Raw genomic sequence first — 24183 nt, 5'->3', positions numbered from 1 at the left:
TTTATTTTTTAACCATCATTACTGAAGGTGAAGCTTTTGCAAGGCCAAGCACTCCAAGCTTTCGTTGTCGACAAAGTTGACGATCTTAAAGCACAAAATATAATTTCCATTGATGTTCACGGTAAATCCAGTATCACTGATTGTATGGTGATCTGCACCGGTACCTCATCGCGTCATGTTATGTCTATCGCAGACCATCTCAAGCAAGAAGCAAAACTCGCAGGCTTACAGCCAATGGGGACAGAAGGTAAAGTTTCCGGTGATTGGGTGGTCGTCGATTTAGGTGAAGTCATCGTCCACATCATGGAAGAAGAAGCTCGTCAGCTTTATGAGCTTGAGAAACTCTGGAGTTAATGAGTGAAATTACAGCTCATCGCCGTAGGCACTAAAATGCCCGATTGGGTGCAAACCGGCTTTATGGATTACTTACGTCGTTTTCCGCGCGATATGCCTTTTGAGCTTATCGAAATCCCTGCAGGTAAACGCGGTAAGAATGCCGATATTAAGCGGATCCTAGAAAAAGAAGGTGAGGCGATGTTAGCTGTAGTGGGAAAAGGTAACCGTATTGTGACCTTAGACATCCCTGGTACGCCTTGGGAAACACCCGTGCTTGCACAACAACTTGATCGTTGGAAGCAAGATGGCCGGGATGTCAGCCTACTGATTGGTGGGCCTGAAGGTCTTGCCCCCGCGTGTAAAGCTGCGGCAGATCAAAGTTGGTCACTCTCGCCATTGACCTTACCCCATCCATTAGTCAGAGTATTAGTTGCTGAAAGCCTCTATCGTGCATGGAGTATTACGACTAACCATCCTTACCATCGCGAATAAACTCACGACCTTTGAATAAGTAGAAAACACTTGCATGAAATTGACCGCCTACGCTTTTCGTGATTATAGCGCCGAACAAAAATTATTTGTGAAACGGGCCGCCATCGCACTTGTGGGTGTTTTTCTATTACTCTCGATTCTTATCGTTAACATGTGCCATCTACAGATTGTTAAGTATGATGATTACCGCACACGATCTAATCAGAACCGTATCAAACTCGTGCCGATTGCCCCCAGTCGCGGCATGATTTACGACCGTAATGGCACCGCACTCGCGTTGAATCGCACCATCTACCAAGCTGAAATCCTGCCGGCAAAAGTCGGTAACTTGAAACAGACACTCGCAGCGTTACAACCCGTCTTATCCTTGACCGACGAAGAGTTGGTGACCTTCGAAAAAGAGCGTAAGCTAGCCCGACGCTTTGCCCCTGTAGTCATTAAAAATGAATTAAACGACGAGCAAATCGCTCGGTTTGCCGTCAACCAATATCGTTTCCCCGGTGTGGAAATCAAGGGCTATCAACGCCGCTATTACCCCTATGGCCCTAGCCTCACCCATATTGTCGGTTATGTTTCAAAGATCAATGACCGCGATATGGCACGATTAAACCGTGAGCAAAAGGCGGGCAATTACAGTGCTAGCCACGATATCGGCAAGCTTGGCGTCGAAGCCTATTATGAAGATCTTCTACACGGTAACACCGGGTATGAGGAGGTTGAGGTCAATAACCGTGGTCGCGTTGTCAGGCAGCTTAATGAGGTCACTCCGCAAGCCGGTGAAGACATTACATTAACCTTGGACTTGGGGTTACAGCAATATATTGAGACTTTACTGGCCGGTAGCCGTGCGGCGGTTGTGGTTAGCGATCCTCGTAATGGCGAAATTCTCGCCATGGTCTCCATGCCCAGTTACGACCCCAACTTGTTTGTCGAAGGCATTTCAAGTAAAGATTATAAAGAATTATTGACCAATCCTGACCGTCCATTGTACAACCGTGCCATTCAAGCGGCCTACCCGCCAGCCTCGACTGTAAAGCCTTTCGTTGCAGTGTCGGCATTAAGTGCTGGCGTAATAACCAAAAACACCAGTTTATTTGACCCGGGTTGGTGGCAGTTACCCGGTAGTGAGAAGCGCTTCCGCGACTGGAAAAAATGGGGGCATGGTCGATTGAATGTGACCAAGTCTCTTGAAGAGTCTGCAGACACTTTTTTCTATCAAGTCGCCTTTGATCTGGGCATTGATCGGCTCTCTGAGTGGATGACGAAATTTGGCTATGGCCAACGTACAGGCATCGATCTGCCCCAAGAGAGCGCGGGGAATATGCCAACACGGGAATGGAAGGTTAACCGCTTCAAAAAGCCCTGGTATCAGGGTGACACTATCCCGGTTGGTATTGGTCAAGGCTATTGGACCGCTACGCCGTTGCAAATGAACAAAGCATTAATGGTGTTAATCAATGATGGAGTACTGAAAGTCCCTCATTTATTATTGTCAGCAAATCGGGCCGGTAGCCGTTACCCCTACCAGCCTCCCGTTTCTGAGGTGATTGGGGATGTGCATTCTGGCTATTGGGAAATTGCTAAAGATGGAATGTATGGCGTTGCTAATCGTCCTAATGGGACGGCGCATAAGAGTTTCGTCAGTGCCCCGTATAAAATTGCCGCGAAATCGGGTACTGCTCAAGTTTTTGGGCTGAAAGCTAACGAGACCTACAATGCACATAAAATTTCAGAACGTTTGCGTGATCATAAATTGATGACCGCCTTCGCTCCCTATGACAACCCACGCGTCGCCATTACGATGATTTTAGAGAATGGTGGCTCCGGCGCAGCCGTCGGTACCATTATGCGCCAAATTTTGGATCATATTATGTTAGGTGACAACAATACCCAATTATCGCCCGAGGCTCCGCTGCCTTCTGGCTATGAAGGTGACGAGTAATGCCCATGAGCGACCACCCACAGAAACAATCAATCTGGACCCGCATCCACGTTGATCCCATTTTTATGATCATCATTCTCACGCTGCTAACCTATAGCGGATTTATTATCTGGAGCGCCAGTGGCCAAGATCCAGGGATGATGGAGCGTAAAATAGGCCAAATTGGTATGGGCCTAGCCTTAATGTTAACGCTAGCTCAAATTCCGCCACGGGTATATGAAAGCTGGGCGCCTTATCTGTATATTTTAAGCGTTGTATTGCTGATTGCCGTGGATGCATTTGGCCATATCAGTAAAGGTGCACAACGTTGGTTGGATCTGGGTATTGTGCGCTTCCAACCGTCAGAGATTGCTAAAATAGCCGTGCCGCTGATGGTTGCTCGATTTATCAACCGTGATGTCTGTCCACCTTCGCTTAAAAATACTGGGATTGCGCTGGTGTTGATAGCCGTGCCTACACTATTAGTGGCTGCTCAGCCAGATTTAGGAACAGCTATCTTAATCGCCGCCTCCGGTATTTTCGTTCTGTTCCTTTCGGGAATGAGCTGGCGATTGATCGGTATTGCCGTACTGCTGCTCGCGGCTTTTATCCCTATTTTATGGTTCTTTTTGATGCATGATTATCAGCGTGATCGGGTAATGATGCTGTTAAATCCAGAAAGTGATCCCTTAGGGGCTGGCTATCATATAATCCAATCGAAAATTGCTATCGGCTCTGGAGGCTTACGTGGTAAAGGCTGGTTACACGGTACCCAATCTCAGCTTGAGTTTCTGCCCGAACGCCATACTGACTTTATTTTTGCCGTACTCGCCGAAGAGTTAGGGCTTATCGGTGTTCTCGGCCTACTCGCCCTCTATCTACTGTTAATTGTTCGTGGCTTAATCATTGCGGCCCGTGCGCAGACCACCTTTGGTCGTGTGATGGCCGGAGGATTAATGCTAATCTTATTTGTCTATGTATTCGTCAATATTGGTATGGTGAGTGGTATTCTTCCGGTTGTTGGAGTTCCCTTACCCTTAGTGAGCTATGGTGGTTCAGCACTGGTGGTCCTCATGGCAGGTTTTGGCATTGTTATGTCAATTCATACTCATCGAAAAATGTTATCTAAAAGCGTATAAGAGGCAGACATGCGAAAGGAATGGCTTGGAATCAGCTTGGCATCATTAATCTTAGCGGCCTGTTCGTCAGAACAGTCACCGCAAAATTATACCGCCCCCCCACTGCCTGCCTATAATGGACCGGTGGTGGAGATACCCGGTATTGAACCGAAATACGAGCCTCGCAATACAACTGCCAATAACGACTACAGCGTCAATGGTATTCGTTATAAAATTGCTACGGACACACAGAACTTTAGCCAAATTGGTTTAGCCTCGATCTATGGTGCCGATGCCCAAGGCAACCGCACCGCATCAGGCGAAGCGTTCGATTCAGATGCTTTCACTGCAGCGCATCCTACCTTGCCAATCCCATCATACGTTCGCGTCACAAACCTCGCGAACAATCGCCAGATCGTGGTCCGTATCAATGACCGTGGCCCTTTTATTCCTGGTCGGATTATTGATCTCTCCCCTGCAGCGGCTACTCGCTTGAATACCTCGAATAATAGTCGGGTGCGTATTGATGTGATCAACGTGGCGGCAGATGGCACCCTATCCGGTCCCGGGACAATTGGTACTCGTGTCGCAAAACAGAGTTATGATCTTCCCGCACGCCCCAATCTTGACGGTGGGATGACTTCTGGAGAAGCCGCATCGGGTAGCACCGCGCTTCCTCCTGTGACTACGTCTACAACACCGACTGATACTAATGTTCGTGCTGTGGATAATAGCGAGTTGCAGAGTAATGGCGAGATGGGTGCACCGGTGCATAGCAACGGTCTGCAAGGTGCCCCGCAACCGCTGCGCAGTGGTGTATTAGAGAGTGATGAAGAACAACAACCCGTAGTCACGACGCAAGCCCCTGCCGCGACAGCCACCAAAGCGACAGCCGTAGCGGCGTCAACCCCGCATGCTACGCCTGCAGTCAATCCGCCTGTGACCAGATCTACAGCGGCGAGCCACGGTAATGGCAAAGGATTTGTTGTGCAAGTTGCTGCAGTAAACAACGCTGAGCGCGCGAACGCGCTGCAGCAGAAGTTAGCCCAACATTATGGTGTGGCGGGACATGTTGAAGCAGTGAATGGCAATGTTTATCGCGTTCAACTCGGTGGATACGGTAGCCGCAGTGAAGCGACTGCACTGCAGCAGCGTCTCGCTCAAGATAATGTGAATTCTTTTATCACTTCAAATAATAATTAAGACTCACAAGGTTCCCCGTTAGCTCTTTTATGGCGGGGATTTTGGACTGCTTCTGAATGAGAACGTTACAATGAACAAGACTCTCGCGCCAAAAATGTTAAAGCGTCTCACCCTACTTCCCCTTATGGCAGTGCTGGTCGGCCATTCTGCGATGGCGGACGATAATATCGTTCAGACCATGATCCCGGGCGTACCCAATATTGATGCCGAAGCGTATATCGTCATGGATTATAACTCGGGAAAAGTGCTTGCTGAAAAAAACGCTGACGCCCGCCGTGATCCCGCCAGTCTCACTAAAATGATGACCAGTTATGTTATTGGTCAGGCCGTTAAAGCCGGAAAGATTCGTCAAGACGATATGGTAACAGTTGGACAGGATGCGTGGGCCACCGGAAACCCTGTATTTAAGGGGTCGTCGCTCATGTTCCTCAAACCGGGTGACCGTGTACCTGTCTCTCAACTGACTCGCGGCATAGTTCTGCAATCAGGTAATGATGCCTGTGTTGCCATGGCGGATTATGTTGCCGGTAGCCAAGAGACCTTCGTCGGGCTAATGAACAATTATGTGAAATCCTTGGGGCTCAAAAATACCCACTTCCAAACCGTTCACGGATTGGATGCTGACGGGCAATATAGTTCAGCACGGGATATGGCGCTGATTGGTCAAGCTCTGATTAGAGATGTTCCAGACGAATACGCGATTTATCACGAAAAAGAATTTACCTTCAATAATATCCGCCAGATGAACCGTAATGGATTGCTGTGGGACACCAGCATGAATGTCGATGGTATTAAAACCGGACACACCGATTCTGCAGGATTTAACTTAGTCGCCTCGGCGACCGAAGGTCAAATGCGTCTGATTTCGGCAGTCATGGGTGGCCACACCTACAAAGGTCGTGAAACGGAAAGCAAGAAATTACTGACGTGGGGCTTTCGCTTCTTCGAAACTATCTCTCCAATCAAAGCAGGAAAAGATTTTGCCTCCGAACCCGTATGGTTCGGTGATACCGATAAAGCCGAGCTGGGTGTGAATAAAGATGTTTATATCACGGTACCGCGCGGTCGTATGAAAGATCTTAAAGCCAGCTATGTCCTTGACTCAGGTGAGCTTCACGCACCGCTTCAAAAAAATCAGGTCGTTGGGACCATCAATTTCCAACTTGATGGGAAAATTATTGATAAACGTCCATTGGTGGTGCTTAACGCCGTGCCTGAAGGCGGTTTCTTCAGCAAAATCGTCGATCATATCAAACTAATGTTCCACCATTGGTTCGGCTAGCGGCCTTGATTTCTTGCTCATCGGCCCCACATAATAAGTAATATATACTCCCGCGCTTGCGGGAGTCTTTTTTCATTCGGAGTGACTATGAAAACCAAATTAAACGAACTGTTAGAGTTCCCTACCCCTTTTACCTATAAAGTGATGGGCCTGGCACAACCTGAATTGGTGGATCAAGTGATCGAAGTGGTACAACGCCACGCGCCGGGCGAATACTCTCCTACTATCACGCCAAGCAGTAAGGGTAACTACCATTCGGTCTCTATCACGATCACCGCAACCCATATCGATCAAGTTGAAACCCTGTACGAAGAATTAGGCAATATCGAAATTGTACGTATGGTGATGTAATGCGTCACGATCAACCAACTTCTGTTACGGAACTGCCGCCCCTGATTGTTCGCCATCTTGGTCAGCAACCGTGGCAGACAATTTCCGAGGCGATGCACCGTTTCACTGATAGCCGTACTGAGCATAGTGCGGACGAAGTCTGGTTGGTTGAACACCCTGCTGTCTTTACGCAAGGTCAGGCCGGTAAAGCAGAGCACTTATTAGCGCCGGGCGATATTCCTGTCATGCAGAGTGATCGGGGAGGCCAAGTGACCTATCACGGGCCGGGTCAGCAAATTATGTATGTTTTGATAGATATCCGCCGTCGTAAAATCGGGGTAAGAGAGCTAGTCACCGCATTAGAAAATACGGTTATCGATACCCTAGCTGAAGAAGGGTTACAGGCCTACGCCCGCGCCGACGCGCCTGGCGTATACGTTGCGGGTCAGAAAATTTGTTCACTCGGACTGCGTATTCGTCATGGCTGCTCTTTCCACGGCTTAGCATTGAACGTCGATATGGATCTCTCGCCGTTTACACGCATCAACCCTTGTGGTTATGCTGACTTAACGATGACACAATTGAAAGATCAAGGCAGTCAGCGTAGCTTGGAGCAGGTGTCACAGGCTCTGGCAAAACACTTTACCCATCACGTTCAATGTCAGCAGGTGGTAAACGATACCCCGCTACCCCGTGAGCACCCGCTTTACTTTACAACTTTGTAACTTTTGTGCGCTTAAGGCTGTCTAAGCAGCAGCCGAGTGATATACTTTTGCAAATTTATCAGAAAAGTTGAATCCATGGTGTATCGAACATGATTCTTCTGACAGTGACGCGGAATACCTTATGAGCAAACCAATACAGATGGAACGCGGTGTCAAATATCGCGATGCCGATAAAATGGCATTAATTCCAGTGAAGACCGTGGTAACCGAACGCCAAGAAATATTGCGTAAACCTGAATGGATGAAAATCAAGCTACCGGCTGATTCAACTCGTATTCAAGGCATTAAGGCTGCCATGCGCAAAAATGGCCTGCATTCTGTCTGTGAAGAAGCCTCCTGCCCTAACCTCGCAGAATGCTTTAACCACGGCACGGCAACCTTTATGATCCTCGGGGCAATCTGTACCCGACGCTGCCCTTTCTGTGACGTTGCCCATGGTCGTCCTGTCGCACCTGATACCAATGAGCCAGTTAAGCTCGGTCAAACTATCGCGGATATGGCATTACGCTATGTAGTGATTACGTCAGTAGACCGTGATGATTTGCGTGACGGTGGCGCACAGCATTTTGCCGACTGTATTACCGCTATTCGTGAGAAAAGCCCTAACATTAAGATTGAAACACTGGTACCCGATTTTCGTGGCCGGATGGATAAAGCCTTGGAAATTCTCTCAGCCACACCACCGGATGTGTTCAACCACAACTTAGAAAATGTGCCGCGTCTCTACCGTCAAGTGCGCCCAGGGGCGAACTACCAATGGTCATTGACCCTGTTAGAGAAGTTTAAGCAGGCACATCCGGATATCCCCACAAAATCAGGGCTGATGGTTGGACTAGGTGAAACGAACGAAGAGATTATTGAAGTTATGCGCGACTTGCGTCGCCACGGCGTAACAATGCTGACGTTAGGACAATATTTGCAACCTAGCCGCCACCATCTTCCTGTACAGCGCTATGTGAGCCCTGCTGAATTTGATGAGATGAAAGAGGCTGCGATGGAAATGGGCTTCACTCATGCCGCCTGTGGTCCATTTGTACGCTCTTCCTACCATGCCGATATGCAGGCACAGGGTATCGAGATCAAATAATCCGCTTTCAGTAATACAAAAGCCAGTCCTCTTAGAGCACTGGCTTTTTTTTTATATTTACTTACATTATGCCGTAAATAATCGACGGACTACTCTTTATGCGTGACGCGGTCAGCGGTGACCTCTTCAGCCGTCGAATTTTTTGCCGCACTATCGTCATCTTTCATCGCTTTTTTGAAGCCTTTAATCGCACTGCCTAGGTCGCCCCCAAGAGAACGTAACTTATTAGTCCCAAACAATAAAACGATTAATGCGCCGATGATTAACAACTTGGCTAAGCTAATACCTTCCATAACTCTCTTTTAACCTCAATACCTAGCAGAACACGCTGTCTATCATGATAGAGCAGGATTATAACACAATTATGATCTGTAACAGATTGCGTATTAACATCTACTTAACGTAAAGGCAAAAAAAACCCGCCAAAGCGGCGGGTTTTTGAAATTCTGGCTGTTAACTTACAGGCTGATAACGTTAGCAGCAGATGGGCCTTTAGCGCCGTCAGTAATTTCAAACTCTACGCGTTGACCTTCAGCAAGAGTTTTGAAGCCATTGCTCTGGATAGCAGAGAAGTGTACGAATACATCTTTGCTGCCATCTTCAGGAGTAATGAAACCGAATCCTTTGGATTCATTAAACCACTTAACGTTACCTTTAATCTTAGACATCTATATTACCTTTACATTAAAAAAGACACTAAATCTGTGTCGGTATCTAGTACACCAATTGCGGAGCCATTTGTCCAGTAAGATCTGATGAAAAAGTGATAAATATCGTTTTTTTGTACAATTGGTTGATATTCACCCATCAAAAATGGCTTTTTATGGAACCGAACCCATTCCCGTCATCACTGGTTATCGTAAATTTTTTTATTCACCTGGACGGTGAACATGCTGTTCATGGCCGCCAACTTGACTCAATACCTCTTTAGCCAGTTTTTCATCGTCCTGCGTACAGGCTAGTTTTTGCTGTTGAGCGCCCTGTTGTGGATGATAAAGCAGCTCGACGTAGAAAGGATAATGGTCTGACCCGATACTGGGTAGACGTCTTAAATCCTTTAAGACAAAAGCTTTGCTATGGAAAACATGATCCAGTGGCCAACGCAAAAAAGGATAACTGGCATGAAAAGTCGAAAACATGCCTCTGCCCCGCCGTGGGTCCATCAATCCACTCACTTTTAAAAACAGACGCGTACTGCGCGACCATGCCACATCATTCATATCCCCGGTCACAATAACGGGGATATCGCGTTGCTCAACACTTTTACCCACCATCACCAGTTCCGCATCACGATCGATTGAATCATCGCTCTCTGTCGGGCTAGGTGGCATAGGATGCAAGCAGTGCAGGCTAACTTCTAGCCCCTCTGCGGTAACGAGCAGCAGATGCGCAGAGGGAATCGTTTCATCGACCAAAAATTGAATTTTCGCATCCCGCACTTCAACCCGTGAATAGACATGCATCCCATAGAGATTATCTTGCGGGCAGCGGATCACCCAAGGATAGTCCTGTTCGAGGGGCTTGAGGTGATCTTCCCACCACTGGTCAGTTTCTACGGCAACCAATACGTCAGGTTTCTCCTGTTCCACTAACGCCAACAACTTGCCTGCTTGACGGTTAGGCGTCAGCACATTCGACACCATGATTTTTAACGTGGGGCCTGTCCAATCGGGCTGCGCATCTTCAACCTGTTTGCGGGCTAGCGCGGTATAGGGATAAATCCAGAATAGTTGATAGGCCGCGCAGCCGAGGGTGATAACTTGCAAGCAGCTCACCCAGAGCGGCGCATCAAACTCATAATAGCTTGCGGCGAACGCGAGTAACAAAGCGATCGTTAACAACTGGACCCGCGGGAAATCCCATACCCTCACCCACCAATAGCGACAGTGCGTAAGCGGTGCGAGAGTGAGTAATAATAATAGGCTGCTTAATAGCGTTAAGAGAATTAGCACAAACGCGGTCTCATTTAATGATCATTGGGCGGTTTTAGCTTGGTAACCTGCGACCATGCCTGCAGAGGCCAGCGCATGGCCTTCAAGGCGATGCAGTAGCTCTTCTCGTAACAACCCAGCGGGTAATGCAGTTGCCGGCAGGTCGGTGGCAATTAACGTGAAGGTATAGTAATGCAAATCGAGTGTCGGAGGGGGACAAGGCCCTACATAGGCTTCGCTACCTTTGCTGTTCAATCCGCCAACAAAACCTTTGCCATTGCTTAATGCAGTGCGTTCAAAGCGCTGTGTGGTAGCCGGAATTCCGTAGGCGACAAGGTGGGTCACTCCCAAACCGTTTTTACCTTGAGGATCTTGAATTATTAACGCGAAACTCTTGGTATTCGCTGGCGCATTCTGCCACGCCAGTAAAGGGGAAATATTTTGCCCATGGCACGCCGGATCATTACCCGGTTTTCCCCCCGCAGCGGCAGGTAATAGCTTACCGGATGAGAAGTCGGGTGAAGTTAAGGTAAAAGGTGCAGCGTTTGCCCAAGCACTGCTGCCCGCGGCGGCAATTACCAGCAAAGAAGAGAGAAGCTTTTTCATTTAATTATCCGACTCCAAGTAAAATTATTAAACAATCTTATAACAATACTGTTTACTTAGGATAGCGCAGAGTAGGAATAGCAGCGGATAACTGAGAGAAATCGGGACAGTCTGATCCAACTACCGGTAAGTGGGTACCTACCGGTAGTTGAGGTGGGATTACGCAATCACTTGTATTGATTGACCGGCGAAACTCACCACTTGTTGTGCATGGATTTTACAGCGTTTACGGGTTTCAATTTTCCCATCTACGGTCACTTCTCCGGCATCGATCACGATCTTTGCCTGCGCCCCGCTCTCTGTTAGCCCTTCCAGTTTTAACAGGTCACAAAGATCGACATGGGGATGTTTTCCTAATGAAAATTGCTGCATTATTGGTCGCTCCCACTGTGGTATTTTTCACATGCTTCTAAGGTATTTTGAATCAGTGTCGCAACGGTCATTGGACCAACGCCCCCCGGTACCGGTGTAATCAGTGAGGCGCGTTCGCAGGCCGCATCAAAGTCCACATCTCCAGTCACTTTTCCACTTTCTAAACGGTTGATCCCTACATCAATCACAATCGCCCCCGGTTTAATCCAATCGCCCGGGATAAAGTGTGCTTTACCTACCGCAACCACCAGTAAGTCTGCTCGTTCAATATGGGAACGGAGATCTTTGGTAAAACGGTGTGTGACTGTTGTGGTGCATCCTGCAAGCAGTAGCTCCAGCGCCATAGGACGCCCAACAATATTAGACGCCCCGACGATAACCGCATTTAAGCCGAAGGTATCGACATTGTTACGCTCTAATAATGTGATGATTCCCCGTGGCGTACAGGGACGTAAAATGGGCGCACGTTGGCAGAGTCTGCCCACATTGTAGGGATGAAACCCATCGACATCTTTACTCGGTGCAATACGTTCCAGAACTTTTACGTTGTCGATGCCTTCCGGTAAAGGAAGTTGAACCAAAATACCGTCGATTGCTTGGTCTTCGTTCAGTTGGTCAATAAGTTCGAGTAGCGCTTGCTCACTGGTGGTCGCCGGTAAATCGTAAGAACGGGAAATAAAGCCCACTTCCTCACAGGCTTTACGCTTACTACCGACATAAATCTCGGAAGCAGGATCGCTGCCGACTAAGATAACGGCAAGGCCAGGCGCGCGCTTACCTGCAGAAAGACGTTGTTGAACTCCAGCAGCAACTTCAGCACGAACTTGCTGCGCAATCGTTTTACCATCAATAATTTTCGCTGACATCCGGATAAAATCCACTTTTAAGCTATTAGGGGGAATCTCTGTATTTTGTCAGAAGCAGACAAGGCTGTCAGGTTAAGATTTACGAATTATGCTCAAAGCTTCAGCAATAAACTGATTCTACGCCTAAAGTGATTGACTCATGACCCTTCAGCCGTATAATCCGTGACTGAAATCAGGGCGCCCTTAGCTCAGTTGGATAGAGCACCGGCCTTCTAAGCCGTAGGTCATAGGTTCGAATCCTATAGGGCGTACCATTTCACCCCCCCCTCCGGTAACCTCTACTTATCCCAGTAACATCAAGCATCATAGCCAATCCCTTGTCTACTAACGTCCAGTAATATCCATTGTAATCCATTGGCATATGGGTAGATTTAGGGGGTGTTGAGCAAATATACTCCTTAATAAAAATAAATCCCCATATTCTCTATATAGCTAAAATTAACACCGCAAACAGCCGAAGCTTGATGACCTGATTAATGCTGTGAGGCCAAGATTAGAGCAGAGTCCCCTCCCTTTCATCATCACCGTGAAGATATTAAGAAACGGATTTTTTTACGTCCTTCGAGATGGCTACTATAACTACTTTTTAAAGCGCAGGAGTGAGCGATGTCATTTATTATAACAGGCTTAAGTGGCCATCCATTCAGCCATCTCTATGGGCTGACTGACGATGAACTCCATAATCAGGGTGCGATAAGAGTTAGCGTTGACCACTACCCAAGCTTCCCAGATCGCATCACGTTACGCGATATCCCTATCGGTGAGACTGCGTTATTACTTAACCACACTTATCTTGATACCCAATCGCCCTATAAAGGCTCACATGCTATTTTTATCTGGGAAGGTCAATGGCAGGCGGGGGTTTATCAAAATGTCCTGCCCGAAGTCATGAAGAACAGGATACTCTCGCTGCGGGGATTCGACAGTCGAGACATGCTTATCGAAGCCACTCTTGCACAGCCAGGCGAGGCGAAAGAGCAGATTTTGTCACTATTAAGCAATGATAAGGTTGCATTTATCCTCGCGCACAACGCAAAGCAGGGGTGTTTTTCGTGTCGTATTGAGCGGGAGTAGAAGGCCAAGGGGATGCTGACTGACACCCCATTAAATAGCCGCACTGCAGCCTTTAAAATAGCGTTGTTATCGAGAAAGATCCCCCACCGACATGATCCACTCATCTGCCAAGTTCCCTCTCAGCAGATTGATAGGATCAGATAAAAAATCGCTTGTAGCCTCTAGCTCACTGATGGGTGACTCACTTTTTCTGCGGCGGCTTCGGCATTGGCTAAGGTTCTGGCTAAAATTGCAGAATAGAGCGGTTTGCCGCCTAGCAACTGCGCCATCAGCGTCGCGCCTAAACACGTAATGATCATCGCTAAAATGATTTGATAATTATCGGTCATCTCGAGGACCAAGACGATACCAGTAAGCGGGGCACGAACTGAGGCCGCTAAAAGTGCGCCCATTCCTGCAATCGCAAACACTGAGATTTGTAGGTGGTAAAATGGAAAATAATGGAGGGCAACCATGCCGAAAGCGCTGCCTATCAAGGTCCCTAACGCTAACATGGGTGCAAAAATACCGCCGGGCGCACCGGACGAAAAGCAAATGATGGTGGTGAAAATCCTAAGCACAAAAATCAGCAGTAGCGACTGGAGGGAGAGTAAACCGAGCGCGGCTTGGGGGATCAACATATGTCCGCCTCCCACTACGGCGGGAAAAAAGAGCGCGGTGACTCCGCACAGACCTGCGATCACTGCACCTATCGAAACGCTTAATACGAGTCGCTGCCCACAGAGTGCGCGAAATGCGTCCTGGATAATAAAGATCAGTTTATTGAATAAGTAACCTATCCCACCGACCACTAAACCCAGTAGAAGGAATAACCATAAGCTCGCCGTACTGGCTTGCCCGAGTTTACCTAAATCAAGAATTGGCTGATCGCTATCAAACAGTCGATACATAATCGTCGCGCAAATCACCCCAATAAAGACGGCCTTTATTGAGATTAAGTTGTAGCGAAACTGCGCCCGCATCTCCTCGATAATAAACAGAATTCCAGCCAGTGGAGCATTAAACGCTGCGGTAAGCCCCGATGCAGCGCCCACAGCCAGTAAACTGTGGCGCGTCTCTTTATCCTTCATCTTAAAGAGGTCAAACACCATTTGCCCAAGGTTACCGCCCATTTGAATCGTCGGCCCTTCTCTGCCTAACACCATCCCTGAACTTAAGGTCATCAAACCGCCAAAAAATTTGACCGGTAAGACTCGCCACCAGCGCACAGGTCTTAATTCTTCGAGTGCGCCCTCAATTTCCGGGATTCCCGAGCCTGAAGCTTCTGGAGCAAACTTCTTAACCAAAAAGTAGCCAATTCCGCCCATTACAAAAGAGAGCCCGAAGGCGAACAACACCCACTGCCAGGGTTCGCCACTCTTCATTGCTAAAAATTGCTCTCGGTGAAAGGTGATAAAATCTACCGTCTTGGCAAACCCTACGCCTAATCCCCCCACCAAACTTCCCACGATCGCCGACAGGAGTAGAATTTTAAGGGATGCGGTATCTCGAGTTAATAGGCGATGCATTATCCGCTGACGTCTTCGTATTCGACGACTTAAGGAAAGTTGCTTATTTTTCACGTTCCGCATGGCTTTTCCAGATAATAAGATTTATAGGAAAGATACCTTGATGTAACTTGAATCGAAAGGAGTTGTTAAAATAATTTCCGGAGATGAATAGCTCGATAGTTGTGTCACGCTCTAAGTTGAAAAGGACTTATTACCGACCATTACGGATTCAGTAGCATGATCGAGCGATTATTTACAAATACTTATCTTAATGCTCATTATCATCACTTTTATTCACTTGGAAGTAATTACGATATCCAAAACAGATCATACTTCATTTTTTATGAAGTTATTAACGATAAATTATCAATTAATTTCACTCGATTACTTCTAATTTTTGCCTATCTTTATTGTTACGTATACCGCATGGAGTTAGACATGAGAAAATCACTTAACAGCCTACTGGTATTATGGTTATTTGCGCCTTGGGTGGTTAACGCTGCCCAGAATGATAGCCAAAAATATCCCGTCGAATCAGGTGAAAAAGAGGTTTTAGTTCAATCCGATCATTCATGGAACGGAACATTATATAAATCTTATCCACAAGGTACTCCGCAGCTGACTGTGATCAAACTTCATATCGAAAAAGGTCATGCATTACCTTGGCATAAACATGTTGCGCCTAATACCGGCTACGTGGCACAAGGCCAATTGACACTGGAAGACCAAAAGACCGGTGAAAAGAAAGTCTATAAACAAGGTCAAGCTTTCGCAGAATCCGTCGATCAGTATCACCGAGGTATTGCTACCGATCCGAAGCAAGATACCGTGTTGGTTCTGACATACGCAGGAACCTCAGCAACACCGTTGTCTGTCCCAGCTCCTGGTGAGAAAAACGAGTATTGATTTACTTACATAAGGTCGTTATCAACGGCCTTGTATTGCCTTAAACAGCGCCTCTTTCCCCTATAAAATGCAGCAAACACCTCCTCTTTTGAGGATCCGTGCTGACAATCAAATTTAGATTGCATAAATCTGGTAATAATTTTTTAATCAACTATGGTTATCGGCAGGGGTAACTATGATGCAAACATGTCAGCTGTGTAAGAGTAAAAAAGTCACTGCCTGTGGGGCGAGAAGGTTAAACTCGTTATTCAAAACGAGTGATTTCACGCATTCTCATCACGGTAAACTTTCCAGCGGTTTTATTCGTGCAATTTTCCCTCTGGCTGACACCATGATGAGAAATATTGAACAGCTGTTGGGAATACCGACTTTTAAACATGCCATGGTGACGGATATCTCACCTTCTGACGATATCATCCTCCTTTGTCGTGCCTGCGGGTTGTGGTGTAAATCACAGCATTAGCGGCTAAAAAAAGGGGCCAATCACTATCAGCCCCCTGCATGTTAAGCCGTTTCTTTACGTCGGTAAGCCATTTTAAGCAGTCCTACACCAAACAGTGCCGATAATAACGACCCGCCCAGTACCCCGATTTTCACTTCATCCAGTAGTAAGGGATCATTCGGGAAAGCAAGACCGCCAATAAACAAGCTCATCGTAAAGCCAATTCCGCACAGCATCGCGACTCCGTAGAACTGGAGGTTTGTTGCCCCTTTCGGTAACTGAGCAACACCAAAACGGATCAGCAAGAATGAAATAAGCCCAATACCCACCTGCTTACCGATAAATAAGCCAAGCATTATGCCTAAAGGCACGGCACTGAAGAGTTGATCAGCGGTAGCATGGACGAAACTGACACCGGCATTAACGAAACCAAAAATCGGGATAATCAAGAAACTCACCCAAGGTGCAAGCCGATGCTCAACTTTCAGCAGGGGTGACGCTTGGCCCAGTTTATGTCCTGAGTGCGGAATACAGAGTGCCAGAATCACGCCTGCAACCGTTGCATGAATACCGGACTGATAGATGAAATACCATAATACGACGCCCAACGCTAAATAGGCGGGTAAGGCAATCACACCACGGCGATTAAGCACTATCAACACGATAGTGGTGATAAGCGCACCGCTCAGCATTTCGATATTTATCCCAGCGGTATAAAACAACGCGATAATGATCACTGCCCCTAAATCATCGATAATGGCAAGTGCAGCTAAGAAGACCTTTAAGGAGGTCGGCACCTTACTGCCCAGTAACGATAATATCCCTAAAGAGAAAGCGATATCAGTCGCCGATGGGATGGCCCACCCGGATAATGTTTGATGATTTTCGCGGTTAATTAATAAATAAATTGCGGCGGGAACAATCATACCGCCCACCGCTGCCGCACCCGGCAGGATACGCTGCGACCATTCGGCAAGTTGTCCGGTTAAAAACTCGCGTTTGATCTCTAGGCCCACCATCAAAAAGAATAAGCTCATCAAGACATCGTTAACGAATTTTTCAACCGGCACGCCGGCAACCGAGCTGTGAACGAAGGAAGCGTAAATTTCTTCGCCGCCTGTATTACAGAGAATAATGGCGGCAAACGAGGTGATTATCAGTAAAACCCCAGCCGCTAAGGGTGAATGCAAAAGCTTATTCAAAGACATACAAAATCCTAGGGTGAAAAATCCATGCTGAAGGCTAGTGTATAATAAACCGAGGAGTAGCACGATCATTGTCGAATCATTACCCACCTCGGAAAACCTTCTCTTACCAAAATCAAATATTTACAGCCATCCCGACCTACTATAGGGTAAACCTACCATTAGATGGCGTCGAGGAGTTAACTGTGTCTGTTCCCTCTCCATTACTCGCACCGCGATTAGCGTTAGGCGAGACTATCGGTTTTTTTTCACCCTCTTCTCCTGTGACCGTGACCGCGCCGGAGCGTTTTAAACGCGCCAAAAGTTTTTTGCAGCAGAAAGGCTTTGTGTTACAGGCAGGCAGGCTTACGGAACAAGCAGATTTTTATCGATCCGGAACCATTCAAGACCGTGCCGACGAGTTAAATCAGCTTATTCGTGATCCCAACGTACGCTGTATCATGTCTACCATCGGCGGCAATAATAGCAACGCCCTGCTCCCCTATATTGACTACGATGCATTGCGCCAAGATCCCAAAATCATTATCGGCTATTCAGATGTCACCGCCCTCTTAGCGGGCATCTATGCTAAGACTGGCCTAATCACTTTTTATGGCCCGGCGTTAGTGGCCTCCTTCGGTGAGCTCGCGCCACTGGTGGAACATACTTACCAAAGTTTCCACACGCTTTGTCTTAGTCAACCCAGCCTGCCCTATCGCTATGCACTACCAGAATACTGGACTGACGAGCGGTTAAATTGGGATCGTATCGACGCAGAGCGAGGTAAGGCGCTTTATAAAAATCAGTGCGATTTTATGGGCAGTGGTGTTGTGCAAGGACGAATCATCGGGGGGAACTTAAATACCTTAGCGGGTATTTTTGGCACACCTTGGATGCCGGATATTGTTCAGGGCGATATTCTATTTATTGAAGATAGCTTATTGAATATTGCTACCGTCGAACGTTCGTTCTCCCACCTTAAGCTCAGCGGTATTTTCGATAAGGTCAGTGCGATTATCTTAGGGAAGCATGAACGCTTTGATGCAGCAGGCAGTGGTCGACAGCCTATCGATGTACTTAGAGAAGTCCTTGGCGATCAAAAACTGCCAATCGTAAATGGCTTCGATTGTTGCCATACCCACCCCATGCTCACCTTGCCGCTAGGCACCAGGATAAAGATTGATTTTGGTCAAGGATCAGTCAGTCTGCTCGATCAATATTTACGCTAATATTATTCTCGAATTAAGCAATTACCGCGATATCGCGTTAACCCAGTGCACCATTGGGGTAGCGCGATAAAATAACCTATACAGGCAAAAACTCTTCCACTCGAAAAATGGAACAAGGGGATGAACCATTATTATCAAGGAAGACCGTTGCAATGAAACCAAAGAAAAGAATGCTTACCTATATGGCTGAGGGAGATAACATCCCCCACAGCAAGTATTACTCAAGAAAAATTCACTGGCCTGATAACGCCGCACAATGTTCGAAGTTTGGTTCCGGAGTCACCTTAGGCAGAGGCTATGACTTAACATATCGTACTGAGCTTGAAGTAATAAGTGACTTAACCTCTTCAGGTATCAGCGTAGAGAAAGCAAAAAAAATAGCAAAAGGAGTTAAAAAAAGTTATTGCTCAGCACACGAATTTGTGAAGAAAAATAGAGATGCTATTGAGGCAATAACAGAAATTCAAAAAATACGGCTTTTCGAAAAAACTTACCTTCATTACAGCAATGATTCACAAAGGTTTTATCATCGATATAAAAGCCCTCATTGCGTGACGTGGGAAAACTTAAAACCTCCACTTAAAGAAGTGTTAATTGATATGACATATCAAGGTCGGTTAGCAATCTCGATGATACCCATTTTTGGAAAAAATGAGATTGATAGAGTGATAAACCTCATACTTCATCGCACCAAGCTTTCTTCTGACGAAGGTGGACGACAAAGAGTCCGTTTCTTAGAGAACGCCATAAAATGAAAAAAAATTTATTACTGTTACTCGCCCTGTTTTTTTCCTTAAACACTTACGCTGCAAAAAAGGATGGCGATTATTTCAAAGACGAAACACTAGAGGGTTGCTATCAGAAGAAGATGTCAGCTGCTGTGCAAAATTGCATGATTTACCTATCTGATAAAAAAAAACAAGAATACGATAAACAATATCACCTCCTATTAGAGACTGCTTGGAAACGAAAAGATCAGTTCCACAACTACACTCTTTTTATAAACGCTATGGCGGCATCAGAAAGACATTGGCAAAAATTTATCGATCAAGAGTGCTTGGCCCAAGCTTATTTAGATGAAATAGAAAGTTTTGCCTTTTACACTGATAAAAATGCATGCTTAATAAAAGCATATATTGAAAGAATGAAATTTCTCAAGAATTATCAATTTTAGTATCAGACCGTGAATTAGGCCGATCAACCTCTACGATGAATTTTACAGTGATAGGGAGCATGCTCCCTAAGCATCATGAATTAATTGAAAAATGATAGCGCTCTCGAACCAAAGATTCGAAACGCATAAATTTCCGCTGGAACATACGCGTCGCGATCGATTTAAAAAAATAACTGAGTGGCAGGAGATTAGCCGAGCCTAAATTATCAATCAGGTAGAAACGGCCATAACTTTCACTCTCACGTTTATAAACAATGTTATAGGCCTTTAAATTCATCATCGAAATATAATGACGTTGAAAGGTTTGCTTAAACTCTTGATAAGCCGAAGTCAGTGCATTAATTCGCGGTTCAGTCAGCTCAAAGTTTTTTAAATAGTGATCCAAGGTTTTCGAGACTTGACCGTCGTAGTCGCGTACTAACTCGTAAACATAGCCCATCCCTAAGGTCGTCGGGTATTTCCCACGATAGTCAGCAATCCCCTTCAAATTGACTTTACGTCTATGTAACCATTTGAAATAGCGCACCTCTCTGATCGTCTCTAAATCGTCATAAGGATCTAGGTGGACCTTTATACAGAGTTCAGGATGCTTGGGATGTTGGTAACAGGCGCGATGGCGACCTTTAGCGATTAATAACGCGTCAGAAAGGGCCAGTGGCGATTCAATCAGTTTCATAATCAACACCGAATAGACAGATTTATCTTATAAATGACAGTGTAAAAAATGAAACAATCTTCGTTACACATTAAGTGCGAAGTCTTGGACGTTGGGGAACTTACTGCATTTTTTGTGAATGATTCCCCCCCGTATGGGGGGGAGAAGAGGATTATTGGTTACCGACTTGATCTGCAAAAGGTAAAGCGTCGTAATCTTTTAGCCCATTCTTTTTATAAGGGTTGCCGATCCAACGCGTAACTCTCACAAACTCAGGGCTGACAACAGAGCGCGTAGCATCATAACCTTGATAGCTAAGCCCCGCGAGGTCAGACCAAGTGTGAATCAACTGCGAGCTGCTGTACTGACGATGGATATCTGTGGAGAAGTCACGTGGGTGCGCAGCTTGCCAAGACGTCGAGGTCCACACGAGGAAAGGAATTGTGTACATATGCCGGGTCGGGGTTTCTTCGTTACGACCTTGGGTCTGGTGAGGGGGCGTATCGTAAACCTCTTCACCATGATCAGAGAAGTACAACAAGAAACCGTTCGGGTCGGTTGCACGATAATCTTTGATTATTTGGGTGACAACTTTGTCGTTGAAGTGTTGAGCACTGTCATAATCATTATAGGTTGCCACCTGTTCCGGCGTTAAGCCTGCAGGAAGATGCTGAGTATTCCCATCAAAGACACCTTCGTTCTCTGGGTAACGGAACTTATATTTAATGTGAGTACCGAGCAAATGAATAATGATAAACTTCTTCGGTGCCGGATCGTTCAGTACTTTTTGGAAAGGACCCAGTACATTCGTATCATATTCCCGTGCACTCTGCGTCCGTTGCTGATTCATATAATATTGCTGGTCGGTCTGTTTTGAAAAAACCGTCAGCATAGTATTACGTTCTGTCATCGTTTGCTGATTGGTTATCCAAAAGGTCTTATACCCCGCCTGCTTCATCATATTCATCAATGACGGCTGAGTCAGATAGAGATCAGGATGTTGTTCATCGGCAAAGGTCAGGGCTTGTTGTAATATCTCAATGGTATAAGGACGAGACGTCACGACATTATCAAAGACAGTCAAACGAGGATCTGTCTTATGTAATTCGTCTAAACCCGGTGTGGTCTCTCGCGGATAACCATACAAGCTCATTCTTCCACGTTGCGTGGATTCACCGATTACCAGCACTAAAGTACGCGGCGCCTGACCAGAACTGTCTGTTAGGTTAGCTAATGGCGGCAGCTGGTTATTTTTACTCAGTAGCTTATCCATCTCCGCTAACTGTTGACGATACTGATAGTACCCCGTCACAAACTGCCACGGTGCAGCCGGTTCCATGCGTGAGGCCAAGTTATTCAAGGTGTTATCAAGCGGCTTATGATTGATGCCGGTATCGACAACGATAGGATTGATAATCAGACCATAAAGCAAACCAAAGCTTACTCCCCAGCGCCAAATTTTCGGCAGATAGACTGGGCGTAAACGACTCCATAAAAACAGGGCGATAAGGGTGTAGACCACCACCACGGCGATCATTTTCAGGCTGAAGTATTGGCTTAGGTACTCACTTGCTTCGTTAGCATTAGTTTCGAACATGACGAAAAGAACGCTTTGTGAAAACTCCTGCCCATAAATAACATAATAGCCAAGTGCCGCAACGGATGCCGCCCACAGCACCACACCGATAAGTCCCGCCAAGACTTTAGTTAATCGCGGGAAAAGTAAAATTGGGATCAGCCATAACGAGCTGAATAAGAGCGAATCCCGTAATCCATTTGTTCCACTATAGCCACTCGCGACAATCACAACCTGTAAAAACGTTGAGAAAAACCAAAAATAGAGCAGTGCTATCCCCAGTGCTTTCCAGCTAAATTTGGGGGAGGCAGACTGATTCATATTCATAGAGAATCCTGTAAAAAGCAGCATAGTCTTGAAGGGTATGCCGACAGAAAAATAACGAAATAAGAAATAAAACCCCTGCAGGGTATAAGATTATTCCGGCAATTAATATGTTCGAAATGGTCTAGGACATAAATTAACATCATCTATAACAATTTGTATTGATGGACATGCATAACTGATCGAAAAGTATGGGGGAAATAACCAGTGTGGCGCGATGGAGAAGTGCAAAAGGAAACAGAAGCCATTCAAGTACACTTTCTCTTGAATGGCTTCAACGATTATTTACGACGCCAAGTCGTGCCTTGTGGGCCGTCTTCGAGAACGATACCTAACGCATTTAATCTATCTCGCGCAATATCGGCTTGAGCCCAGTCTTTAGTTTGGCGCGCATGATTACGCATCGCAATCAGCCCTTCGATCTCCGCAACTTCTTCATCCTGCGTACCATGCTGTAAAAAGGCTTCAGGTGATTGTTGTAAAATGCCGAGGACGCTTCCCAATTCCCTGAGTTTCGCCGCCGCCGCATTGGCTAGGGCCATATCCTCATTTTTTAAACGATTCACTTCCCGCGCTAAATCGAATAGCACTGAATAGGCTTCAGGCGTATTGAAATCGTCATCCATCGCTTCACGGAAACGCTGCTCATAGCCTGCATCGGCCATGGATGTGGCATACGGATCCGTTCCACGTAAGGCAGTATAGAGGCGCTCTAAACTTGCTCGCGCTTGCTCCAGATTCTCCTGACCATAATTTAACTGGCTACGGTAATGCCCTGACATCAGGAAGTAACGCACCGTCTCGGCATCGAAATGGCGCAGTACATCGCGAACGGTGAAGAAGTTACCCAAGGATTTGGACATCTTTTCTCGGTCAACCATCACCATACCAGAGTGCATCCAGTAATTAACGTAAGGACCATCGTGGGCACAGGTGGATTGCGCGATCTCGTTTTCATGGTGAGGGAACATTAAATCCGATCCTCCGCCATGAATATCAAAGTGCATACCCAGTTGCTGGCAATTCATCGCAGAACATTCGATATGCCAACCTGGACGCCCAACGCCCCACGGAGAAGCCCAACCCGGTTCGTTCGGCTTAGCCATTTTCCACAGCACAAAATCCATCGGATTCTTTTTGACTTCAGCGACCTCGACCCGAGCCCCTGCTTGTAACTGCTCCAGATCTTGACGAGAGAGAATGCCATACTGTTTATTGGTCATCACATCAAACATCACATCGCCGTTATCTGCCACATAGGCGTGGCCGCGCGCCAAGAGTTTTTCGGTTAGGCTGATAATGTCGCCGATATGTTTAGTCGCACGAGGCTCGCTATCGGGCGGTAGAATATTCAGTGCGGCGAAATCTTTGTGCATCTCCGCAATCATCCGGTCAGTCAGCTGCTCAATCCTTTCATTATTCTCATTGGCACGTTTGATAATCTTGTCATCAACGTCAGTGATGTTGCGTACATAATTAAGCTGGTAGCCGCTATAACGCAAATAACGTGAAATTACATCAAACGCCACAAAAGTCCGACCATGCCCAATATGACAGAGGTCATACACCGTAATGCCACAGACATACATTCCAACTTTTCCCGCATGAATTGGCGTGAAAGTTTCTTTTTGTCGACTTAGCGTGTTAAAAATTTTCAGCATGTAACTCTTCCGTAATGATGTGTCGCGACTTTTTTGCGTAGTGTGCCGTATTTTTATTCCTCAAGCGAATGAATGCAAGCCCTGTCACCGCGTCTTGGACAATACTGACGTAATGCATCAATTTATGTTATAAAATAGAACCTCCGGCGGCACAAACTGCCGGTGAAAACCAGCGAATAGTTATTTTAACCCTGACAGG

General features: G+C 46.5%; 26 protein-coding genes and 1 tRNA gene. 16 read left to right on the top strand and 11 right to left on the bottom strand.

All coding sequences use genetic code 11. The features are described 5' to 3' along the window. Positions 1-36: 36 nt before the first annotated feature. The 9 genes from rsfS (at position 37) to lipA (ending at position 8494) form a co-directional block, all read left to right on the top strand. Complete coding sequence (gene rsfS / locus HGT71_RS12870; protein ID WP_048911755.1) at positions 37-354, top strand: ribosome silencing factor; 318 nt, start codon at positions 37-39, stop codon at positions 352-354. Between the two features lie 3 nt (positions 355-357). Then, positions 358-828 (top strand): 23S rRNA (pseudouridine(1915)-N(3))-methyltransferase RlmH, encoded by a 471-nt coding sequence (gene rlmH / locus HGT71_RS12865; RefSeq protein ID WP_048911754.1) that lies wholly within the window; start codon positions 358-360, stop codon positions 826-828. Between the two features lie 34 nt (positions 829-862). Further along, positions 863-2770 carry a peptidoglycan DD-transpeptidase MrdA gene (gene mrdA, locus HGT71_RS12860; protein ID WP_214218142.1) on the top strand — a complete coding sequence of 636 codons (1908 nt, stop codon included), beginning with the start codon at positions 863-865 and terminating at the stop codon, positions 2768-2770. A gap of 5 nt (positions 2771-2775) precedes the next feature. Beyond that, positions 2776-3888, top strand: a complete 1113-nt coding sequence (gene mrdB, locus HGT71_RS12855) for a peptidoglycan glycosyltransferase MrdB (protein ID WP_214218141.1) — start codon at positions 2776-2778, stop codon at positions 3886-3888. Positions 3889-3897: 9 nt separating this feature from the next. Then, positions 3898-5070 (top strand): endolytic peptidoglycan transglycosylase RlpA, encoded by a 1173-nt coding sequence (gene rlpA / locus HGT71_RS12850; protein WP_214218140.1) that lies wholly within the window; start codon positions 3898-3900, stop codon positions 5068-5070. A 70-nt stretch (positions 5071-5140) separates the two neighbouring features. Continuing rightward, the gene (dacA, locus tag HGT71_RS12845) at positions 5141-6352 is read left to right on the top strand and encodes a D-alanyl-D-alanine carboxypeptidase DacA (RefSeq protein WP_214218139.1); all 1212 of its coding nucleotides are present in this window, start codon (positions 5141-5143) and stop codon (positions 6350-6352) included. 87 nt (positions 6353-6439) lie between these two features. Beyond that, positions 6440-6703 carry a DUF493 family protein YbeD gene (ybeD, locus tag HGT71_RS12840; protein ID WP_099825622.1) on the top strand — a complete coding sequence of 88 codons (264 nt, stop codon included), beginning with the start codon at positions 6440-6442 and terminating at the stop codon, positions 6701-6703. Further along, positions 6703-7407 carry a lipoyl(octanoyl) transferase LipB gene (lipB, locus tag HGT71_RS12835; protein WP_214218138.1) on the top strand — a complete coding sequence of 235 codons (705 nt, stop codon included), beginning with the start codon at positions 6703-6705 and terminating at the stop codon, positions 7405-7407. The genes ybeD and lipB overlap by 1 nt, the downstream gene beginning before the upstream one ends. Positions 7408-7528: 121 nt before the next feature. Then, positions 7529-8494, top strand: coding sequence for a lipoyl synthase (lipA, locus tag HGT71_RS12830; protein ID WP_214218137.1), 966 nt, complete (start codon positions 7529-7531; stop codon positions 8492-8494). A gap of 89 nt (positions 8495-8583) precedes the next feature. Here lipA and tatE read toward each other — a convergent pair whose 3' ends face one another. From tatE to folD, 6 genes are all read right to left on the bottom strand, one after another. Next, positions 8584-8787, bottom strand: a complete 204-nt coding sequence (gene tatE, locus HGT71_RS12825; protein WP_048914141.1) for a twin-arginine translocase subunit TatE — start codon at positions 8785-8787, stop codon at positions 8584-8586. Between the two features lie 165 nt (positions 8788-8952). Then, positions 8953-9162, bottom strand: coding sequence for a transcription antiterminator/RNA stability regulator CspE (gene cspE / locus HGT71_RS12820; protein ID WP_006118399.1), 210 nt, complete (start codon positions 9160-9162; stop codon positions 8953-8955). A 201-nt stretch (positions 9163-9363) separates the two neighbouring features. Next, complete coding sequence (locus HGT71_RS12815; RefSeq protein ID WP_214218136.1) at positions 9364-10446, bottom strand: endonuclease/exonuclease/phosphatase family protein; 1083 nt, start codon at positions 10444-10446, stop codon at positions 9364-9366. 21 nt (positions 10447-10467) lie between these two features. After that, positions 10468-11031, bottom strand: coding sequence for a YbhB/YbcL family Raf kinase inhibitor-like protein (locus HGT71_RS12810; RefSeq protein WP_214218135.1), 564 nt, complete (start codon positions 11029-11031; stop codon positions 10468-10470). Between the two features lie 159 nt (positions 11032-11190). Then, on the bottom strand, positions 11191-11403 hold the full coding sequence (gene ybcJ, locus HGT71_RS12805; RefSeq protein ID WP_048911740.1) for a ribosome-associated protein YbcJ: 213 nt from the start codon (positions 11401-11403) through the stop codon (positions 11191-11193). Then, the gene (gene folD, locus HGT71_RS12800; protein WP_048911741.1) at positions 11403-12269 is read right to left on the bottom strand and encodes a bifunctional methylenetetrahydrofolate dehydrogenase/methenyltetrahydrofolate cyclohydrolase FolD; all 867 of its coding nucleotides are present in this window, start codon (positions 12267-12269) and stop codon (positions 11403-11405) included. Before folD ends, ybcJ begins: the two co-directional genes overlap by 1 nt. A 177-nt stretch (positions 12270-12446) precedes the next feature. Between folD and HGT71_RS12795 the strand changes: the two genes are divergently transcribed. Together HGT71_RS12795 and HGT71_RS12790 are read left to right on the top strand one after the other, a co-directional pair. After that, a tRNA-Arg gene (locus HGT71_RS12795) sits at positions 12447-12523 on the top strand. 352 nt (positions 12524-12875) lie between these two features. Continuing rightward, complete coding sequence (locus HGT71_RS12790) at positions 12876-13343, top strand: DUF1203 domain-containing protein (protein WP_214218134.1); 468 nt, start codon at positions 12876-12878, stop codon at positions 13341-13343. A gap of 161 nt (positions 13344-13504) precedes the next feature. Here HGT71_RS12790 and clcA read toward each other — a convergent pair whose 3' ends face one another. Then, positions 13505-14914, bottom strand: a complete 1410-nt coding sequence (clcA, locus tag HGT71_RS12785; protein WP_214218133.1) for a H(+)/Cl(-) exchange transporter ClcA — start codon at positions 14912-14914, stop codon at positions 13505-13507. Between the two features lie 357 nt (positions 14915-15271). Between clcA and HGT71_RS12780 the strand changes: the two genes are divergently transcribed. Together HGT71_RS12780 and HGT71_RS12775 are read left to right on the top strand one after the other, a co-directional pair. Next, entirely contained in the window at positions 15272-15739 is a 468-nt protein-coding gene (locus HGT71_RS12780) for a cupin domain-containing protein (protein WP_214218132.1), read from the top strand. Positions 15740-15914: 175 nt separating this feature from the next. Continuing rightward, the gene (locus HGT71_RS12775; RefSeq protein WP_143596924.1) at positions 15915-16202 is read left to right on the top strand and encodes a hypothetical protein; all 288 of its coding nucleotides are present in this window, start codon (positions 15915-15917) and stop codon (positions 16200-16202) included. A 41-nt stretch (positions 16203-16243) separates the two neighbouring features. On the opposite strand, the gene nhaA is transcribed toward HGT71_RS12775, so the two are convergent. Further along, positions 16244-17389, bottom strand: coding sequence for a Na+/H+ antiporter NhaA (gene nhaA / locus HGT71_RS12770; protein ID WP_214218131.1), 1146 nt, complete (start codon positions 17387-17389; stop codon positions 16244-16246). Positions 17390-17571: 182 nt separating this feature from the next. Between nhaA and HGT71_RS12765 the strand changes: the two genes are divergently transcribed. The 3 genes from HGT71_RS12765 to HGT71_RS12755 all read left to right on the top strand — a co-directional run bounded on the left by HGT71_RS12765 (position 17572) and on the right by HGT71_RS12755 (position 19768). Then, positions 17572-18594 (top strand): S66 family peptidase, encoded by a 1023-nt coding sequence (locus HGT71_RS12765; RefSeq protein WP_214218130.1) that lies wholly within the window; start codon positions 17572-17574, stop codon positions 18592-18594. 152 nt (positions 18595-18746) lie between these two features. After that, the gene (locus HGT71_RS12760) at positions 18747-19349 is read left to right on the top strand and encodes a lysozyme family protein (protein WP_214218129.1); all 603 of its coding nucleotides are present in this window, start codon (positions 18747-18749) and stop codon (positions 19347-19349) included. Further along, a complete protein-coding gene (locus HGT71_RS12755; RefSeq protein ID WP_214218128.1) occupies positions 19346-19768 on the top strand; it encodes a lysozyme inhibitor LprI family protein in 423 nt (140 codons plus the stop codon). Before HGT71_RS12760 ends, HGT71_RS12755 begins: the two co-directional genes overlap by 4 nt. A 73-nt stretch (positions 19769-19841) precedes the next feature. Here HGT71_RS12755 and HGT71_RS12750 read toward each other — a convergent pair whose 3' ends face one another. From HGT71_RS12750 to cysS, 3 genes are all read right to left on the bottom strand, one after another. After that, complete coding sequence (locus tag HGT71_RS12750) at positions 19842-20444, bottom strand: YrbL family protein (RefSeq protein ID WP_214218127.1); 603 nt, start codon at positions 20442-20444, stop codon at positions 19842-19844. Between the two features lie 151 nt (positions 20445-20595). Then, positions 20596-22326, bottom strand: a complete 1731-nt coding sequence (locus HGT71_RS12745; protein WP_214218126.1) for a phosphoethanolamine transferase CptA — start codon at positions 22324-22326, stop codon at positions 20596-20598. A gap of 278 nt (positions 22327-22604) precedes the next feature. After that, positions 22605-23984 (bottom strand): cysteine--tRNA ligase, encoded by a 1380-nt coding sequence (gene cysS / locus HGT71_RS12740; protein WP_214218125.1) that lies wholly within the window; start codon positions 23982-23984, stop codon positions 22605-22607. Positions 23985-24183 lie beyond the last annotated feature (199 nt).

The sequence above is a fragment of the Rosenbergiella epipactidis genome (genome assembly GCF_018494055.1).
GTDB lineage: Bacteria > Pseudomonadota > Gammaproteobacteria > Enterobacterales > Enterobacteriaceae > Rosenbergiella > Rosenbergiella epipactidis.
Note: the sequence above shows the minus strand (reverse complement) of the source record. Positions and strands in the feature narration are given on the sequence as shown.

Coding starts and splice junctions, on each gene's coding strand:
- mrdA (WP_214218142.1), top strand. CDS start 863: ATGAAATTGACCGCCTACGCTTTTCGTGATTATAGCGCCGAACAAAAA.
- mrdB (WP_214218141.1), top strand. CDS start 2,776: ATGAGCGACCACCCACAGAAACAATCAATCTGGACCCGCATCCACGTT.
- rlpA (WP_214218140.1), top strand. CDS start 3,898: ATGCGAAAGGAATGGCTTGGAATCAGCTTGGCATCATTAATCTTAGCG.
- dacA (WP_214218139.1), top strand. CDS start 5,141: ATGAACAAGACTCTCGCGCCAAAAATGTTAAAGCGTCTCACCCTACTT.
- ybeD (WP_099825622.1), top strand. CDS start 6,440: ATGAAAACCAAATTAAACGAACTGTTAGAGTTCCCTACCCCTTTTACC.
- lipB (WP_214218138.1), top strand. CDS start 6,703: ATGCGTCACGATCAACCAACTTCTGTTACGGAACTGCCGCCCCTGATT.
- lipA (WP_214218137.1), top strand. CDS start 7,529: ATGAGCAAACCAATACAGATGGAACGCGGTGTCAAATATCGCGATGCC.
- tatE (WP_048914141.1), bottom strand. CDS start 8,787: ATGGAAGGTATTAGCTTAGCCAAGTTGTTAATCATCGGCGCATTAATC.
- cspE (WP_006118399.1), bottom strand. CDS start 9,162: ATGTCTAAGATTAAAGGTAACGTTAAGTGGTTTAATGAATCCAAAGGA.
- HGT71_RS12810 (WP_214218135.1), bottom strand. CDS start 11,031: ATGAAAAAGCTTCTCTCTTCTTTGCTGGTAATTGCCGCCGCGGGCAGC.
- ybcJ (WP_048911740.1), bottom strand. CDS start 11,403: ATGCAGCAATTTTCATTAGGAAAACATCCCCATGTCGATCTTTGTGAC.
- folD (WP_048911741.1), bottom strand. CDS start 12,269: ATGTCAGCGAAAATTATTGATGGTAAAACGATTGCGCAGCAAGTTCGT.
- HGT71_RS12790 (WP_214218134.1), top strand. CDS start 12,876: ATGTCATTTATTATAACAGGCTTAAGTGGCCATCCATTCAGCCATCTC.
- clcA (WP_214218133.1), bottom strand. CDS start 14,914: ATGCGGAACGTGAAAAATAAGCAACTTTCCTTAAGTCGTCGAATACGA.
- HGT71_RS12780 (WP_214218132.1), top strand. CDS start 15,272: ATGAGAAAATCACTTAACAGCCTACTGGTATTATGGTTATTTGCGCCT.
- HGT71_RS12775 (WP_143596924.1), top strand. CDS start 15,915: ATGATGCAAACATGTCAGCTGTGTAAGAGTAAAAAAGTCACTGCCTGT.
- nhaA (WP_214218131.1), bottom strand. CDS start 17,389: ATGTCTTTGAATAAGCTTTTGCATTCACCCTTAGCGGCTGGGGTTTTA.
- HGT71_RS12760 (WP_214218129.1), top strand. CDS start 18,747: ATGAAACCAAAGAAAAGAATGCTTACCTATATGGCTGAGGGAGATAAC.
- HGT71_RS12755 (WP_214218128.1), top strand. CDS start 19,346: ATGAAAAAAAATTTATTACTGTTACTCGCCCTGTTTTTTTCCTTAAAC.
- HGT71_RS12750 (WP_214218127.1), bottom strand. CDS start 20,444: ATGAAACTGATTGAATCGCCACTGGCCCTTTCTGACGCGTTATTAATC.
- HGT71_RS12745 (WP_214218126.1), bottom strand. CDS start 22,326: ATGAATATGAATCAGTCTGCCTCCCCCAAATTTAGCTGGAAAGCACTG.
- cysS (WP_214218125.1), bottom strand. CDS start 23,984: ATGCTGAAAATTTTTAACACGCTAAGTCGACAAAAAGAAACTTTCACG.